Origin of the sequence: Glaciimonas sp. CA11.2 (assembly GCF_034314045.1) — a bacterium.
Classification (GTDB): Bacteria; Pseudomonadota; Gammaproteobacteria; order Burkholderiales; family Burkholderiaceae_D; genus Glaciimonas.
This window is the reverse complement of sequence record NZ_JAVIWL010000001.1, coordinates 1,164,770-1,180,919: the sequence shown is the minus strand read 5'-3', so window position 1 is coordinate 1,180,919 and position 16,150 is coordinate 1,164,770. Positions and strand designations below refer to the sequence as shown.

Here is a 16,150-nt window from a genome sequence, read left to right as displayed (position 1 = left end):
TCGCGCCTATTCGTCGGCGTGGATTTTCTCTATCAAAAGAGATTTTATGAGGGATTTTACGTGCTGGCGGATTGATCTTCCAGCCATGTTTCAAGCTCATGTAACGTGACGCATTGAGCATCTGCTACGATTCCAACGGGCAATACGCGGTCAAACCGATTAATCCAAACGCTTCGCAAGCCAGCTTCACGCGCGCCCACCACGTCTAAAAGCGGATCGTCACCCACATAGACCGCTTCTTCGGGTCTGACATTAAGGGCTTGGCACGCCGCATGGAAGATCGCGGGATCAGGTTTAGCGCAGCCGAAGCTATGCGCGGCGATGGATATAGCGAAATGCTGTGACAGGCCGATTTTCTCCAGATCCGCAAATCCGTTCGACACTGAACCCAGTAATACGTGTTGTCCTAAGCGAGATAGCACCGGTTGAACGTCGTCAAAGGGCGTCACCGCATGACGCGCCTCAGCAAACAGCGCCATGGCGGCATCAATCTTGCTAATATCTTCGCCAACAGTATTAAATGCTTCAGTCAGTCCAGCGTGTCGTAAAGCCGATAAATTAATTTTGAATAGGGCATTAGTGGCACTCAACGCTTGACGCCGTTGCCGCAGACTGGCGATCGTAAATGCCTCCGAGACGGCCGGTGCGTTGAGGCAAAGCCAGTCATACAATAATTGCTCTGCGCGGATCAATACCGGTACGATTGGCCAAAGTGTATCGTCCAGGTCGAACAAGACGGCTTTAATGGGTGCAGCGCTGGGCGAGTGTTGACGGTGACTAGCGATATTATTCATGGAATCGTGGAGTATCCTCTAGAGAAGCTTTAATGCAGACCCAAATTATGGTCTAATCGGCGGCATGTGGCCTATAAAATTATCTCATCAACAGAATTTACCTAGTTTGCCTAAAACTATTGCGATCGTTGGCAAGTATTTTGCCGCCGGTATTGACGACTCATTGACCGAGGTGGCCGACTTTCTTCAGGTGCGCGGACATAAAGTCGTGTTTGAGGCCGAGACCGCGCAAAATATTGCCTTAACCGGATTCGAGGCGATGACGCCCGAGCAAATCGGCCAGCAAGCCGATGCCGCGATCATTGTCGGCGGCGATGGCACGATGTTGGGTATTGCGCGTCAACTGGCACCTTACAATGTTCCGCTCATCGGTATTAATCAAGGGCGACTTGGTTTTATGACCGATATTTCTCTTGAACGCATGCTTCCGGTATTGGGGGAAATGCTGGATGGAAATGTCGAGTCGGAACGGCGGACCTTATTACAAGGCGTGGTCAAGCGTGACGATGTCGTTATTTTTAGTGCGCTAGCGTTTAATGACATTGTTGTCTCGCGCGGCGGTACTTCCGGCATGGCAGAGTTGCGGGTCGATGTGGATGGTCGTTTTATGTATAACCAACGTTCCGATGGCCTGATCGTTTCGACTCCCACCGGTTCTACGGCATATGCGCTTTCTGCTGGCGGGCCTTTGCTGCATCCATCGTTGAATGGCATTGTGTTGGTGCCGATTGCACCGCATGCGTTGTCCAATCGTCCGATTGTCGTGCCGGACAGTAGCGAAATCGTCATTGAAATTGTCAATGGTCGGGAGATCAATGTTAATTTTGATATGCAGTCGCTGACCAGTCTGCAACTTGGGGACCGCATCGTCATCCAGCGTTCTGAGCACGCGATCACTTTTTTACATCCTGCTGGCTGGAGTTACTATGAAACCCTGCGCCAGAAGTTACACTGGAATGAGTATCCTTCGGCAGACGGTCATTTGCGTTAATTGCGGAATGGGTGCGGTGTCCTGCGCGATCAATTGCAGTACACTGCTGCTTCGACGGTATTGTCACCAGCGCTGACCGCCGATACCTTAGTCCGCTTTCCTGAAACCGATTTTGTTCTACAACCTGATTCGATTCCATGCTGCGCACCCTTTCCATTCGCGATTTTGTTATCGTTGATGCCATTGAGCTTGACCTGGCCTCTGGCTTTACTGTCTTCACCGGTGAAACCGGTGCGGGGAAATCCATCCTGATCGACGCGCTTGCTTTGGCGTTAGGTGGGCGGGGTGACGCCAGCGTCGTACGCGAGGGTGCGGCCAAAGCAGACATCAGCGCCGAATTTTCGGTATCAAACCGCAGCGAAGGCAGCCCGATTGACACCAGTGAAGCAGTCAGAGCATGGTTGACCACGAACGAATTTGAGAGCGAAGAAGGTGGTGTACTGCTGCGCAGGGTGATAGATAACGCAGGACGTTCCAAGGCCTACATTAACGGCATTGCCGCGACCGCAGGGCAATTGCGCGAACTCGGCGAAATGCTGGTCGATATTCATGGGCAACACGCGCATCAGTCGCTCTTGAAAGCGGATTCACAACGTCTACTGTTAGATGGACAAGCAGGATTGCAGGACGATTTGCAAATCGTTGCGGCTGCGTATAAAAAATGGCGTGGATTGGCGCGTCAACGTCAGGAATTTGAGACAAACGCCAAGAACGTTTTGCTGGAGCGCGAGCGCCTCGAATGGCAAGTGAGTGAGTTGGAAAAACTAGCGGTCAAGCCGGGCGAGTGGGATGACATCACCAACGAGCATAGTCGCTTGTCGCATGCCGCCAGCTTGATCGAAGGCGCGCAAGAGGCGCTGAATATAATTTCAGAGTCTGATATTCCCATGCTGTCGCAGTTATCAGGACTCAACATCAAGATTGGAAAATTAGTCGATCTGGATGCGGATATGAAGCCGGTATTGGAAGCCCTGGAATCAGCGCGGATTCAGTTGCAAGAGGCGGTGTACGCCCTCAATGATTATCTGAGCCGGGTTGAGCTGGATCCTGCACGCCTGAACGAAGTGGATCGCAGGTTAGAGGCAATTCACTCCGCTTCACGTAAGTTCAGGCTCGAACCTGATGCTATACCGCAGGAGCTCGTCACGCTCTCCATCCAATTGCAGCAATTAGCCGATGCCAGCGATCTTGATGCTTTGCGCGCGCAGGAAGAAAAGCTTAAGACGATCTATCTTGGATTGGCGCAAAAGTTATCAAAGGCCCGCGCCAAAGCGGCCAGGAATTTGACGAATACCGTGACGATAGCGATGCAAGAGTTGAGTATGAATGGTGGACGTTTTGTAGTCGCTTTAAACCCTTGTGAACCTGCTGCGTATGGCATTGAACAAATTGAGTTTTTGGTCGCTGGCCATGCCGGAGTTGCGCCTCGACCCTTGGCAAAAGTTGCTTCCGGAGGCGAACTGGCGCGGATTGCCTTGGCAATTTCGGTCATTACGTCAAGCGCCACGGCTACCCCAACGTTGATATTTGATGAGGTCGATAGTGGAATCGGTGGCGGCGTCGCCGAGGTAGTCGGCCGCTTGCTAAAACGCCTTGGTCAGGCGCGTCAGGTGTTATGCGTCACCCACTTGCCGCAGGTCGCGAGTCAAGCCAATCAGCATTTTCAGGTAAGTAAACAAAGTGCTGCCAACAAAACCGTATCGGCAATTGATGGCCTTGATACCAAGGGCAGAGTGGAAGAAATCGCGCGGATGTTGGGCGGTCTTGAAATTACCGCGACAACGCGTAAGCACGCACGCGAGTTACTGGCTTCATAGTGGAACGTCGAAGGCGGTGTTGCGCATTACCCAGATAATGCGGCGGCGCGGTCAATGACGCGCGCTAAGTAAGAAGTTTCAAGGAACTGGTTTTATTCAAGCTTTCAAGTGCGCTCACTATATTGTGCCGCAGATAATTTTTTAGGAATTTCGCATGCGCTTTCGTAAAGAGCCACCTTTCACTCACGGCACGACATCAAAAACAGCAGTCGTACTGGTAAACCTGGGAACACCTGACGCGCCAACATCTAGCGCGGTGCGGCGGTATTTGAAAGAGTTTCTTTCCGACACGCGAGTGGTTGAAATCCCACGGGCAATCTGGTGGTTGATTTTGCATGGCATTATTTTGCCGTTTCGTTCAGGAAAATCAGCCCTGAAATATGCGTCGATCTGGACAAATGAGGGCTCACCACTCAAAGTGCACACCGAAAAGCAGTCAACCTTGTTACGTGGTTATCTGGGGCAACGTGGGCACAAAGTGCAGGTTGCCTATGCCATGCGGTATGGCAATCCGTCCGTGTCATCGGTGCTGGACAAATTAAAGTTGGACGGCTGTGATCGAGTACTCATTGTTCCAGCCTATCCGCAGTATTCGGCGACCACCACGGCGTCCATTTTTGACGCCGTATTTAGTCATTACGCCAAGGTACGCAATGTGCCCGAGTTACGTCTTATCAAGCATTATCATGATCACGAAGCCTATATTCATGCGCTAAAAGAGTCGGTGCTGACGCATTGGGCGATGAATGGGATGCCGGATAAGTTGGTGTTGAGCTTCCACGGTGTCCCCAAGCGGACATTGCTGCTGGGTGATCCGTATCACTGTGAATGTTATAAAACGGCGAGATTGCTGGCACAGGCGCTAGATTTGTCACAAGAGCAATATATGGTGACATTTCAATCGCGTTTCGGGAAGGCGGAGTGGCTGCAACCATATACTGCACCAACATTAGAAAAATTAGCCAAACAAGGCGTCGAGCGCGTTGATGTCATATGCCCAGGATTCACCAGTGATTGCCTGGAAACATTAGAAGAGATTGGTATCGAAGCAAAGGCCGATTTCTTAAAAGCAGGCGGTAAGGAGTTTTATCTGATCCCATGCCTGAACGAATCATCAACATGGATTCAAGGCTTGGCGACGTTGGTAGAGGAGCAATTAATCGGTTGGCCAACCCATTTGTCCCCCAATGACGTTGCTGAGCAAAAGCTGCAAGAGAAAGTGCAAAAAGATGAGGCGTTGCGCGTCGGTGCTGAGAGATGAAGTAATTAATGCCACGAATCATGGGTACGAATGCTGTGCTGTCGTGGTCGGCAGATTCTACTCCTTAATGCAATTAATAGATTTTCTATTAATAAATCGCGACTAAATGTGAATAGCTTATCCAACCGGCCGCTAGTGAAATATACAGCAGCATGAAGGCCGAAATGAGAGATAGTTTCATGGTATTCACCTATTGACGAGTCAACTTTTAATAACTTTTAATTTTCAATTTGAATGCCTTGAAATTTGAATAAATAAGAGTAAAAGCCAAATGATAGTGCGCTTGATGCGTCGCAGCAAATTCAAAGGGGTAAAATGTGAAACAAATTGTTGCAACGCCACACATTTGACACGCCATAATCCCCTTGAAAAAGTAGGGGATAGCCCCATTTGGCAAGTCATAGATCAGTTTGTCCCGCTTTAAAGTGGTTTTAAGGGCGCCGAAAAGCCGCCGGAAAACTTTTTTTTGCACACGTGATGACGCAAAACCTTAAAACATCGCAATACACCGCATTAAACGGATTTAACACATCATTAAGTCATTGATTGCAGGAGATTTTTGAATGGAAGACATGGAAAAGCAGACCGCGCAAGTTGAAACCGAAAATACCATCGCTCAAGAACAAGCGGCGGTCACGCCTGAATCAGCATTAGAAGTCGAATTAGCAGAAGCGCTAGCCAAAATTGCTGATTTGCAAGATGCATTTTTGCGTGCCAAGGCAGATACCGAGAACGTTCGTCGTCGTGCCCAGGAAGATATCGCGCGCGCCAGCAAGTTCGCTATCGAAAATTTTGCCGAGGCAATGGTTCCAGTGAAGGACAGTCTGGAAATCGCATTGAAACTGGAAACACCTTCTGTCGAGTCGTTAAAGGAAGGTGTGGAAATGACGTTGAAGCAGTTGGTTGCAGCGTTCGATAAAAATCGCCTTCTCGAAATTTCGCCAGAACCGGGCGAGCGTCTTGATCCGATGAAGCATCAGGCGATTTCAATGGTACCAGCCGAGCAAGAGGCAAATACCGTCGTGAGCGTATTGCAAAAGGGCTACATGATTTCAGACCGCCTGTTACGTCCGGCGCTGGTCACTGTTGCTCAAAGTAAATAAGTCGGCATTAAGTGAAAATAAGCGTGTAAATAAGCGAGAAAATCAAAAATAATCGCTCATTTCCGCTGAAAAGGCTTGAAAGCTTGATTTTTCTCCCAATATTTAGCATATCAAAATTCAACAAATTTAGTAAAGGACAGCATCATGGGTAAAATTATCGGTATTGATCTGGGTACGACAAATTCTTGTGTTTCCATCATGGAAGGCGGCAAGCCTAAGGTTATTGAAAACTCCGAAGGCGTGCGTACTACGCCATCCGTGATCGCTTATCAGGAAGACGGCGAAATTTTGGTCGGTGCACCTGCTAAACGTCAGGCTGTCACAAATCCAAAAAATACGCTGTACGCAACCAAGCGTCTGATTGGTCGCAAGTTCGACGAAAAAGAAGTGCAAAAAGATATCTCGTTAATGCCTTACGAGATCACTAAAGCCGACAACGGCGATGCATGGATTGCTGTGCGCGACAAAAAACTGGCACCGCAGCAAATCGCTGCAGAAGTGCTGCGCAAGATGAAGAAAACCGCTGAAGATTACCTCGGCGAAGAAGTCACAGAAGCGGTTATCACCGTTCCTGCATACTTCAATGATGCACAACGTCAGGCAACCAAAGACGCTGGCCGTATTGCTGGTCTTGATGTGAAACGTATCATCAATGAGCCAACCGCAGCCGCATTGGCTTTTGGACTGGACAAGACCGAAAAAGGTGATCGCAAGATTGCTGTGTATGACTTGGGTGGCGGTACTTTCGACATCTCGATCATTGAAATCGCCGACGTTGATGGCGAAATGCAGTTTGAAGTGCTGTCGACTAATGGCGATACTTTCCTCGGTGGTGAAGATTTCGATCAACGCATGATTGATTACATCCTCGACGAGTTCAAGAAAGTTAACGGTATCGATCTGGGTAAAGACGCGATTGCACTGCAACGTATTAAAGCGTCCGCTGAGCGCGCTAAGATTGAGTTGTCATCGTCACAACAGACCGAAATCAACGAGCCGTACATTGCCATGGCTAACGGCGCACCAGTCCATCTGACCATGAAGATGACACGTGCCAAGCTGGAGTCTTTGGTCGAAGAGTTGATCGAAAAGACCATTGCACCTTGTCGTATTGCGATTCAGGACGCGGGCGTCAAAGTATCTGACATCGACGATATCATCCTGGTCGGTGGTATGACGCGTATGCCTAAAGTGCAAGAGAAAGTAAAAGAATTCTTCGGTAAAGATGCACGTAAAGACGTCAATCCAGACGAAGCGGTTGCCGTTGGTGCCGCGATTCAAGGTTCGGTATTGTCTGGTGATCGTAAAGACTTGTTGTTGTTGGACGTAACGCCTCTGTCGCTCGGTATCGAGACAATGGGTGGCGTGATGACCAAGATGATCAAGAAAAATACGACTATTCCGACCAAGTTTAGCCAGGTTTTCTCGACAGCAGACGACAATCAGCCAGCCGTAACAATTAAAGTGTTTCAGGGTGAGCGCGAAATGGCTGCCGGTAATAAAGGCCTGGGCGAATTTAATCTGGAAGGTATCCCGCCAGCATCACGCGGTACGCCACAGATTGAAGTGACTTTCGATATCGACGCGAACGGTATTTTGCACGTCGGCGCGAAAGACAAAGCAACCGGCAAGGAAAACAAAATCACCATCAAGGCAAACTCTGGTTTGACTGAAGATGAAATTCAAAAGATGGTGCGTGATGCTGAATTGAATGCTGAAGACGACAAGCGCTTGAAAGAGCTAGCTGAAACGCATAACCAAGGCGATGCTCTGGTGCACTCAACCCGCAAATCGCTGGCTGAATACGGCGATAAGTTGGAAGCGGCAGAGAAAGAAAGCATCGAAGCAGCGATCAAGGAACTGGAAGAAGTGTTGAAGGGTAGCGACAAAGCCGCCATCGACAACAAATCAGCAGCCTTGAGCACTGCGGCGCAAAAACTTGGCGAGAAGATGTACGCCGATATGCAAGCGCAGCAAGCTGCGGCTGGCGGTGCTGAAGGTGCTGCCGCAGGTGGTGGCGCATCAGAAGGCAAGCCAAAAGAAGACGACGTCGTTGACGCCGACTTTAAAGAAGTAAAAGATAAGTAAAACCCGTCCGGGCAGTGGTTTGGAGGGTTCTCCAAGGTACTGCATTGACGCGCCGGACATAGCTTAAAGCTCTGTTCGGCGTTTTCGCTTTGAACAAATTGCTATGTTGCTGCAACTGCGGGATTGATTCTGGCCTTGAAATTGCTTGAGGTTTTTGCAAATGCTTCAGCTTTAGGCGAAGTTAATGATCAGAGTGCGATGTTTAAACGCCTTCGCTGGGTTTAATTGTCGGACATCGTTAAATTCGGTAGGGAAGTTCTGACCGAATGGTGAGCTGTCGCAGATACGCTAAAAATAGCAACTGTGTTCTTAAATAATAAGTAAGGTGCCAAAACATGGCGAAACGTGATTTTTACGAAATTCTGGGTGTAGCGAAAAACGCTTCTGATGAAGAGATCAAGAAGTCGTACCGCAAACTCGCGATGAAACATCATCCGGACCGTAATCCGGATAGTAAAGGCGCCGAAGATAAATTCAAAGAAGGCAAAGAAGCCTACGAGATGCTATCGGACCCGCAAAAGCGCGAGGCCTATGATCGCTATGGTCACGCGGGTGTCGATCCTAATATGGGTGGAGGCGGCGGTGGCGGTGGCGGTGGTTTTGCCGACGCTTTCGGTGATATCTTCGGGGACATCTTTGGTGGCGGCGGTGGCGGTGGCGCGCGAGGTGGTCGTGGCGCCGGTCCTCAGGTATATCGCGGCGCAGATTTGCGCTACAACCTGGAAATCACGCTGGAGCAAGCTGCGCATGGTTTTGATACCACGATTCGGGTTCCTTCGTGGGATGCGTGCGAACCTTGTCACGGCAGTGGTGCCAAGCCTGGAACGCAGCCGGTAACCTGCCCAACTTGCGGCGGTCATGGTCAAGTGCGGATGCAGCAAGGATTTTTCAGCATCCAGCAAACCTGCCCTAAGTGTCATGGCAGCGGAAAAGTGATTGCTGAGCCGTGCGCGTCATGTGCAGGCGCTGGACGTATCAAGCGTAACAAGACGCTCGAGGTGAAAATCCCGGAAGGTATCGACGACGGAATGCGCATTCGGTCATCCGGCAACGGAGAGCCGGGCACAAACGGCGGTCCTCCTGGCGATTTATATGTCGAAATTCATATCAAGCAACATGGCGTATTTCAGCGTGATGGTGATGATTTGCATTGCGAAATGCCGATCTCATTTGCCAAAGCAGCTTTGGGTGGTGAAATTGAAGTGCCGACGTTAAATGGCAAAGTCTCCTTTACCATTCCTGAGGGAACGCAATCTAGCAAAACCTTCCGTCTACGCAGCAAGGGTATCAAAGGCGTGCGTTCAGGTTATGCGGGTGATCTGTTTTGCCATGTTGTGGTTGAAACACCAGTCAAGCTTAGCGATCGTCAGAAAGACCTTCTGCGTGAATTCGACGAACTGACTACTGAAGGCGGTGCTAAGCACAATCCTCAGAGTAAATCGTGGAAAGATAAGGTTAAAGAGTTTTTTGAATAGGGTGTAATGGCGCTTAACCTAGGCGGGTTCGATGTCCTAAATCTGTCTATAACTTTTAGCTTGCGCCTTCAATAGCCGCTGATCCGTAATGGTTAGCGGCTATTGTCTATTTTACTTTCGCTGTCTTATTTCAAGCTGTGGTCCGCGACTGGACTGATAGCTAGCCATATCCAATAAATTGGTAATTCGGAATCGAATACAATCGTAGTTAGCATTTTCTCGCTACACTCCCATCGCGCTTATGTGTTGTTTTTAACAAATGTTAGCTCTGCAATGCATGTGTCGATTACCAATATTTAGGTGCAAATTATCGTCACTTTTAGCAGGGCTTTCAAAAAAAAAGTTCTTACGCGCCATTTTCGATAAAATGTCGTGCACGCGGGCTTACATGAGTTGCATAAACATCATGTTGATAATCCGTTAATTTGATTGGAAAATGATGATAGAACATAAAAATGTCCTAACCACGGAACAACTTTTCGAAAGCAACCGTCAATGGGCTGCCGGGATGACGGCACGTGAACCTGGATTTTTCAAAACATTGGCAGCACAACAGTCACCAGAGTATTTCTGGATTGGGTGCTCTGATAGCCGGGTTCCGGCAAACGAATTATTAGGCCTTCGTCCGGGTGAATTATTCGTACATCGGAATATTGCAAACGTTGTTGCGCATAGCGATCTGAACTGTTTATCGGTGCTTCAATTTGCAGTTGATGTGCTGAAGGTCAAACATGTATTCGTGGTCGGTCATTACGGCTGTTCCGGCGTTCATGCGGCGTTGACCAAGCGCCGGGTCGGGCTTGCTGACAACTGGTTGCGTCACGTCCAGGACGTGCATCAAAAGCATGAGCGCTATTTGGGTGAGGCTTTACCGGAACAATTGCGTCATGATCGCCTGTGCGAGCTCAATTCGATGGAGCAAGTCGGTAACATCTGTCAAACCACGATCGTTCAAGATGCTTGGGAGCGAGGGCAGGAACTGACGATTCATAGTTGGGTGTATGGCTTGCAAGACGGCTTGCTGAGAGATTTGGGCGTCACTGCCAGTGGTCCGGACGACTTGGCGAAAGCGATGATCTGCAGCCTGAAGCGGTATGAAGATTGAGATAAAGTAAGAAAAATCGGATTTGGGCACGCTAGCGCGAAAACGATTTCAAAATAAATTGATCTTTGAAGAGCCGTTTATAAGAAAGTAAATCGCTCACAAAAAATCCCCAATCAGGAATGTCCGATTGGGGATTTTTGTATTTTGATCGATTATCGTGATCGATTTATCTTGCTCGATTTATTTTGCCGCTAAAGCGTTTAAGAGCGGATTAAAGAATATTCCTAAAAGCAATGCTCCGGCGCAGGAAATGACTTGTCCTTCACCGCCGCGATATACGCTTTGATGGCTGAATCAATATTCGGTTGGCCTTGCATAAAATCTTTAACAAAGCGTGCTTTGTGACCCGGAAACACGCCCAGTAAATCGTGCAACACTAACACTTGCCCGGAGCAATCCGGACCAGCCCCAATGCCTATCGTTGGTATAGTAAGCAATTCAGTGATTTCCTTGCCCAGCACCGCCGGGATCGCTTCGAGAACCACCATGCTGGCACCGGCAGCCTGCAATGCCAATGCATCAGATTTCAGTTGTTCCACCGCAGCGCTGGTTTTACCCTGTACTTTGTAGCCGCCCATCTGATGCACAGACTGCGGCGTAAGGCCGAGATGTGCACAGACCGGAATCGCGCGTTCAGTGAGAAAGCGCACGGTTGGCGCGAGCCACGCGCCGCCTTCCAATTTGACCATTTGTGCGCCAGCCTGAATCAGCTGTACGGCGTTGATAAAGGCGGTCTCCGGCGTGCCGTAACTGCCGAACGGTAAATCGGAAAGCACGAGTGCGGTGGGCTTGGCGCGACTGACACTGGCTGTGTGATAAGCAATATCTTGCACGGTTACCGGCAATGTTGACGAATGTCCCTGACACACCATGCCGAGCGAATCACCAATTAATATAGTGTCAATTCCGCAGCGATCCAGCAGCGCGGTAAAGCTAGCGTCGTAACAAGTCAGCATGGTAATTTTTTCGCCCTTATCACGCATGTTTTGCAGCACTGGTATCGTTACCGGTTTCGTCCGTGCCTGCGCTGATGTCGCCGCTTCGCCTTGCAAATAGCCTGCCATATTATTCTCCGCGATTAAAAAATTCACGCTTGCCACGCATGCTTTCGATGCGATCCAGCAGCAATGCGAAATCACCATCATTGCCTGATAGATCCATATGTTGATTACTCACGATCAGTAAAGGGGCGGCTTCGTAATCGTAGAAAAAGCGGCTGTAACTCTCACATAATCGCTTGAGATAGTCGAGGGTAATCCCCGATTCCATTGGAATGCCACGTTTTTTAATGCGTTCAATCAGCGTGTCAGGTTCAGCTTGCAGATAGATGACCAAATCGGGTGTTGGTGTTTGTGGACGTAAGTGATCGTAAAGTTGTTGATACAGTTTCAGCTCTTCGTCAGCTAAGGTCAGATTAGCGAAGATAGGGTCTTTATCGAGCAAAAAATCTGTAACTATCGCGCTCGAGCCATCGAAAAGATCGGTCTGTGAAAGGCTGCGCAACTGATTGACGCGTTGGAACAAGAAAAACATTTGGGTCGATAGCGCATAACGCGATTGATCGGCATAAAACTTTTCCAGAAATGGGTTACTTTCCGGTTGCTCGAGCAGAACTTGTGCGCCAATGTGTGCCGCGATTTTTTGCGTTAAGGTGGTTTTACCGACTCCGATAGGGCCTTCAACCACGACGTACCTGTAATTATGTAGATTCATATTCGAAAGATAAAAGGGATCGCTTAACTCACATACGATGTGAATGAATAAGTGGCAATATTGTCATGAGAACAGTCGCAAAAAAGATTGTGGTCATGTTGCGTTGGTCTGTACTTAGCGAGCATGGTGTAACAAGTTTAGCGTAAACGCTTTTGGGCGTTGGCCCAATATCACCGAAGATCACACGTTCCGCTGGTGTTATCAATATTGATTCAGTTAAATTTTGGCAATCGACTGATCTGCCACTTGCGGCATGAACTGATGCGCTGGCCCGTGTCCGGGTATGGTGATAAAAGGGTCAATTTGCAACAGCGGGATCAAGACAAAAGCGCGTTGTATCATGCGGGGATGTGGCACGGTCAAGATCGCATCGGCGATCGTCATCGCGCCATATAACAACAGATCCAGATCCAGAGTACGTGGTGCATTCGGATAGGGACGTTCGCGGCCGAAACGTTGCTCAATGTCCTGAAGCGCTTGCAGCAACGCATGCGGCGTTAATACGGTATCGAGGCTGACCACAGCGTTGATGTAGTCATCGCCGCTGGAATCAATCGGAGCCGTGCGGAACAGGCTGGATTGCGCAATGATTGATGTCTTGGGCAATCTGCCCAGTTGCATAATAGCGTTAAGCACGTGTGCCTTGGCGTCGCCCAAATTCGCACCGATACCAATGTAACTTTTGACAGGATGCAGATCAGCCACGCTTAAGCACCGTCCTGCGTGCCGCTACTGTTACCGCTGTTGCTGCTGCCAGGACTGCGCGGACTCCGGCGTCGCGCACGTTTTTTTGGCGGCGGGCCTTCGTTGGTCAACTTTGGTTTCTGTGCCAGCAAAATTTCACGGCCTGTACCGTCGGCTTCCATAAAAGCGGTCCACCATTCGCCCAGTTCGCTATCCAGTTCACCGGAAGCGCAGCGCAATAGCAGAAAGTCGTAGCCCGCACGCAAGCGTATATGTTCCAACAATTTGTATGGCGCTTTACCTACGCGACGTTCAAAACGCGGTTGCATAGCCCAGATATCGCGCATGTCTGAAGCGATTTTCCGTTGCAACGCCAACTTGTCGGTTTGGGCATCCAGCACATCATCCGCGGCAAGATGCAGCGCCGGAATAGGAAATTCGCCAGCAGCTTTGTAGGCCGTCCATTTTTCGAGTACTTGATGCCACAGCAACGATGCAAAGAGAAAGCCGGGCGAAACGGGTTTGCCTTGCAATACGCGCTGATCGGTATTTGCTAATGCCAGCGTGACGAATTTTTCGCCCATCGGTTGCTCAAGAACCACGTCCAGCAGCGGCAGAAGGCCGTGATGTAAGCCTTCTTTGCGCAGTTGTTGCAGACAAGCCAGCGCATGCCCGCTCATGAGCAATTTCAGCATTTCATCAAATACGCGTGCAGTCGGCACGTTATTGATGAGGGTTGCCATAATAGGAATCGGGGCGCGGGTGTCCGGTTCAATCGTAAAGTTTAACTTGGCGGCGAAGCGAACAATCCGCAACATGCGCACCGGATCTTCGCGATAGCGGGCCTCGGGAACGCCGATGATGCGCAAGGTCTTGGAGCGAATATCCGCAATTCCTCCGTGATAATCGAGGACACTCTGGCTACTTGGATCGTAATACATGGCGTTAATCGTGAAGTCGCGTCGGATTGCGTCTTCATGTTGCTCGCCGAACGTGTTGTCGCGTAACACCCGGCCATGCTCATCCTTTGGCGCGCCTGTCGATGAGGCGCCACGGAAGGTGGTGACTTCGATCAACTCTTGGCCAAACATGACGTGGACTATTTGAAAGCGCTTGCCGATCAAAAAGGCGCGTCGAAATAACCGTTTGACCTGCTCCGGCGTAGCGTTAGTGGCGACGTCGAAATCTTTTGGTTTAACGCCCAATAGAAGATCGCGGACCGCACCACCGACGATGAAGGCCTTGAAACCGGCTTCTTGCAAGGTGCTGGTGACACGGATCGCATTGGGCGAAACGAGTTGAAGGTCAATGCCATGTTGCTTGGGGCTTAGCACCACCGGCTTGGTGTGGTCTTCCACCTTTTTTTTGGGTCCGAGAATGGAGCGAATCAGCTTTTTGATCATTGTGTCTTGATTATATGTTGGCTATATGTCGCCTCGACTACAGACGAACTCAAAAAACCACCTGCATCTACCAAGCTTGTCTGTGCGATGCATGCTCTCGTTATTGCAAATGGTGTGATTGTATTAACACTTAAACTTGCATTTGCATGAGATTGCATAGTTGGCAGCATCGCCAATCCAAATTGGGGCGTTTGTTACGGTTTTTTTAGAGATGTGTCTATTCGTCGAACAACTGCAGTATTGACCAACCGTGTGCGTCAGCATGTGCTTTTAGCTGGGCATTTGGGTTGGTAGCGATCGGATCGGTCACCAGCATCATCAGCGGTAGATCGTTATGCGAATCGCTATAGAAAAAAGACCGTGGAAAGCTGGAGAGCGTCATATCCATCGTTGCCAGCCATGCGTGGGTATGAATAACCTTACCAGGGCCGTATGTCGGCGTGTCTAACAGTTTTCCGGTGATTTCTCCGTCATCCGTAGTTTCTGGATCGGAGGCAATCAAAAAGTCTACGCCAAGTGCCTTCGCAATCGGTTCGGTGACAAAACTATTGGTGGCTGTCACGATGGCGACCAGATCGCCCGCATCGTGATGCTGTTGCAGAAGGTCTAACGCCTGCGGAGTAATCCGCGGCACGATCACTTCTTTCATGAATTGTTGGTGCCAGGCGTCAAGCTGCTTACGCGGAAATGTAGACAGCGTGCCGAAAGTGAATTCCAAATACTTTACCGGATCGAGTGTACCCGCTTGATACTGGGCAAACCATTCGGCATTACTTTTACTAAATAGATCAGCATCCACCGCACCGATGCGGATTAAAAATTGGCCCCACTCATAATCCGAGTCGATCGGCAGCAGAGTGTGGTCAAGGTCGAATAGGGCCAGATTCATAGTGATTTTTCTTCAGATTCGAGTTGTAACAGGCTGCGTAACAACGGCAGGGTTATAGGACGCTTAGTTTCTAGCGAGTAACGATCAAGTTCGTCCAGTTTTTCCATTAATGAGCGCATATCGCGTCGAAAATGCGTAATGAGATAGGGTAGCACGCCACTCGACAAGGTGAGTCCACGTGCTTGCGCTGCTTGTGACAATGTTGAGATTTTTTCTTCATCGCTGAGGCCATTTAGTTGATAAATCAGGCCCCATCCAAGTCGCGTTCGCAAATCTTCACGTATGGTATGGGTTAATTCTGCTGGCGGTTGTGCGCCACTGGTAATAAACCAACCGCCATGCTCACGAATTTGATTAAATAAAGCAAACGCCAAAATCTGATCTTCTGCGCATAGCTTGTCGCAATCATCAATCAGATAGCCGGTATCTTCGGCAGAAAAATGAAACAGACCAGCGCTATAGGACTCGTTGTATTCAATTGCATGATGCGCGTTTAAATCAGCAGCGCTGATCAGATGGGCGTTAGTAATGCGTGCAAAGGCTTGCAACAGATGGCTTTTTCCGGCACCGGATTGACCCCATAAATAGACGAATCGATCTCCCGGTGCGGTTGCTGAGGTAGTCGATGGCGCTGTCAATTGGCGCAAAAACTGCAACACTTCCTGATTGTTTCCAATCACGAAAGTATCGAGCGTTTGCGCGTCGTCGGCAGTAATATCGAGTAGTAATTGCCTCATGCTTGATTTTTCATACTTTTTACAGACTTAATTGCGTATTGAGTTGCGCATTGAATGCGCTATTAAATTCCGTACGTTGTTGATATAAAT

General features: G+C 49.3%; 14 protein-coding genes. 7 read left to right on the top strand and 7 right to left on the bottom strand.

Annotated elements, in window-relative coordinates:
• Positions 1–56: 56 nt before the first annotated feature.
• On the bottom strand, positions 57–794 hold the full coding sequence (locus tag RGU75_RS05030) for an HAD family hydrolase (protein ID WP_322233575.1): 738 nt from the start codon (positions 792–794) through the stop codon (positions 57–59).
• Positions 795–858: 64 nt separating this feature from the next.
• Between RGU75_RS05030 and RGU75_RS05025 the strand changes: the two genes are divergently transcribed.
• The 7 genes from RGU75_RS05025 to can all read left to right on the top strand — a co-directional run bounded on the left by RGU75_RS05025 (position 859) and on the right by can (position 10,634).
• Positions 859–1,785 (top strand): NAD kinase, encoded by a 927-nt coding sequence (locus RGU75_RS05025; RefSeq protein WP_322233573.1) that lies wholly within the window; start codon positions 859–861, stop codon positions 1,783–1,785.
• Positions 1,786–1,922: 137 nt separating this feature from the next.
• Positions 1,923–3,602 carry a DNA repair protein RecN gene (recN, locus tag RGU75_RS05020; protein ID WP_322233571.1) on the top strand — a complete coding sequence of 560 codons (1,680 nt, stop codon included), beginning with the start codon at positions 1,923–1,925 and terminating at the stop codon, positions 3,600–3,602.
• Positions 3,603–3,756: 154 nt separating this feature from the next.
• Positions 3,757–4,863, top strand: coding sequence for a ferrochelatase (gene hemH, locus RGU75_RS05015; protein ID WP_322233569.1), 1,107 nt, complete (start codon positions 3,757–3,759; stop codon positions 4,861–4,863).
• A 563-nt stretch (positions 4,864–5,426) separates the two neighbouring features.
• Positions 5,427–5,966 carry a nucleotide exchange factor GrpE gene (gene grpE, locus RGU75_RS05010; RefSeq protein WP_322233567.1) on the top strand — a complete coding sequence of 180 codons (540 nt, stop codon included), beginning with the start codon at positions 5,427–5,429 and terminating at the stop codon, positions 5,964–5,966.
• A gap of 144 nt (positions 5,967–6,110) precedes the next feature.
• Complete coding sequence (gene dnaK, locus RGU75_RS05005) at positions 6,111–8,054, top strand: molecular chaperone DnaK (protein ID WP_322233565.1); 1,944 nt, start codon at positions 6,111–6,113, stop codon at positions 8,052–8,054.
• A 335-nt stretch (positions 8,055–8,389) separates the two neighbouring features.
• Entirely contained in the window at positions 8,390–9,529 is a 1,140-nt protein-coding gene (gene dnaJ / locus RGU75_RS05000) for a molecular chaperone DnaJ (RefSeq protein WP_322233563.1), read from the top strand.
• A 436-nt stretch (positions 9,530–9,965) separates the two neighbouring features.
• Positions 9,966–10,634 (top strand): carbonate dehydratase, encoded by a 669-nt coding sequence (gene can / locus RGU75_RS04995; RefSeq protein ID WP_322233561.1) that lies wholly within the window; start codon positions 9,966–9,968, stop codon positions 10,632–10,634.
• 224 nt (positions 10,635–10,858) lie between these two features.
• On the opposite strand, the gene panB is transcribed toward can, so the two are convergent.
• From panB to hda, 6 genes are all read right to left on the bottom strand, one after another.
• Positions 10,859–11,698 carry a 3-methyl-2-oxobutanoate hydroxymethyltransferase gene (gene panB / locus RGU75_RS04990; protein WP_322233559.1) on the bottom strand — a complete coding sequence of 280 codons (840 nt, stop codon included), beginning with the start codon at positions 11,696–11,698 and terminating at the stop codon, positions 10,859–10,861.
• Between the two features lies 1 nt (position 11,699).
• On the bottom strand, positions 11,700–12,347 hold the full coding sequence (locus tag RGU75_RS04985) for a deoxynucleoside kinase (RefSeq protein ID WP_322233558.1): 648 nt from the start codon (positions 12,345–12,347) through the stop codon (positions 11,700–11,702).
• 216 nt (positions 12,348–12,563) lie between these two features.
• The gene (gene folK / locus RGU75_RS04980; protein WP_322240250.1) at positions 12,564–13,043 is read right to left on the bottom strand and encodes a 2-amino-4-hydroxy-6-hydroxymethyldihydropteridine diphosphokinase; all 480 of its coding nucleotides are present in this window, start codon (positions 13,041–13,043) and stop codon (positions 12,564–12,566) included.
• Between the two features lie 11 nt (positions 13,044–13,054).
• Entirely contained in the window at positions 13,055–14,434 is a 1,380-nt protein-coding gene (pcnB, locus tag RGU75_RS04975; protein WP_322233556.1) for a polynucleotide adenylyltransferase PcnB, read from the bottom strand.
• Positions 14,435–14,651: 217 nt separating this feature from the next.
• On the bottom strand, positions 14,652–15,323 hold the full coding sequence (locus tag RGU75_RS04970; protein ID WP_322233553.1) for an HAD family hydrolase: 672 nt from the start codon (positions 15,321–15,323) through the stop codon (positions 14,652–14,654).
• Positions 15,320–16,060 (bottom strand): DnaA regulatory inactivator Hda, encoded by a 741-nt coding sequence (hda, locus tag RGU75_RS04965; protein WP_322233551.1) that lies wholly within the window; start codon positions 16,058–16,060, stop codon positions 15,320–15,322. Before hda ends, RGU75_RS04970 begins: the two co-directional genes overlap by 4 nt.
• Positions 16,061–16,150 lie beyond the last annotated feature (90 nt).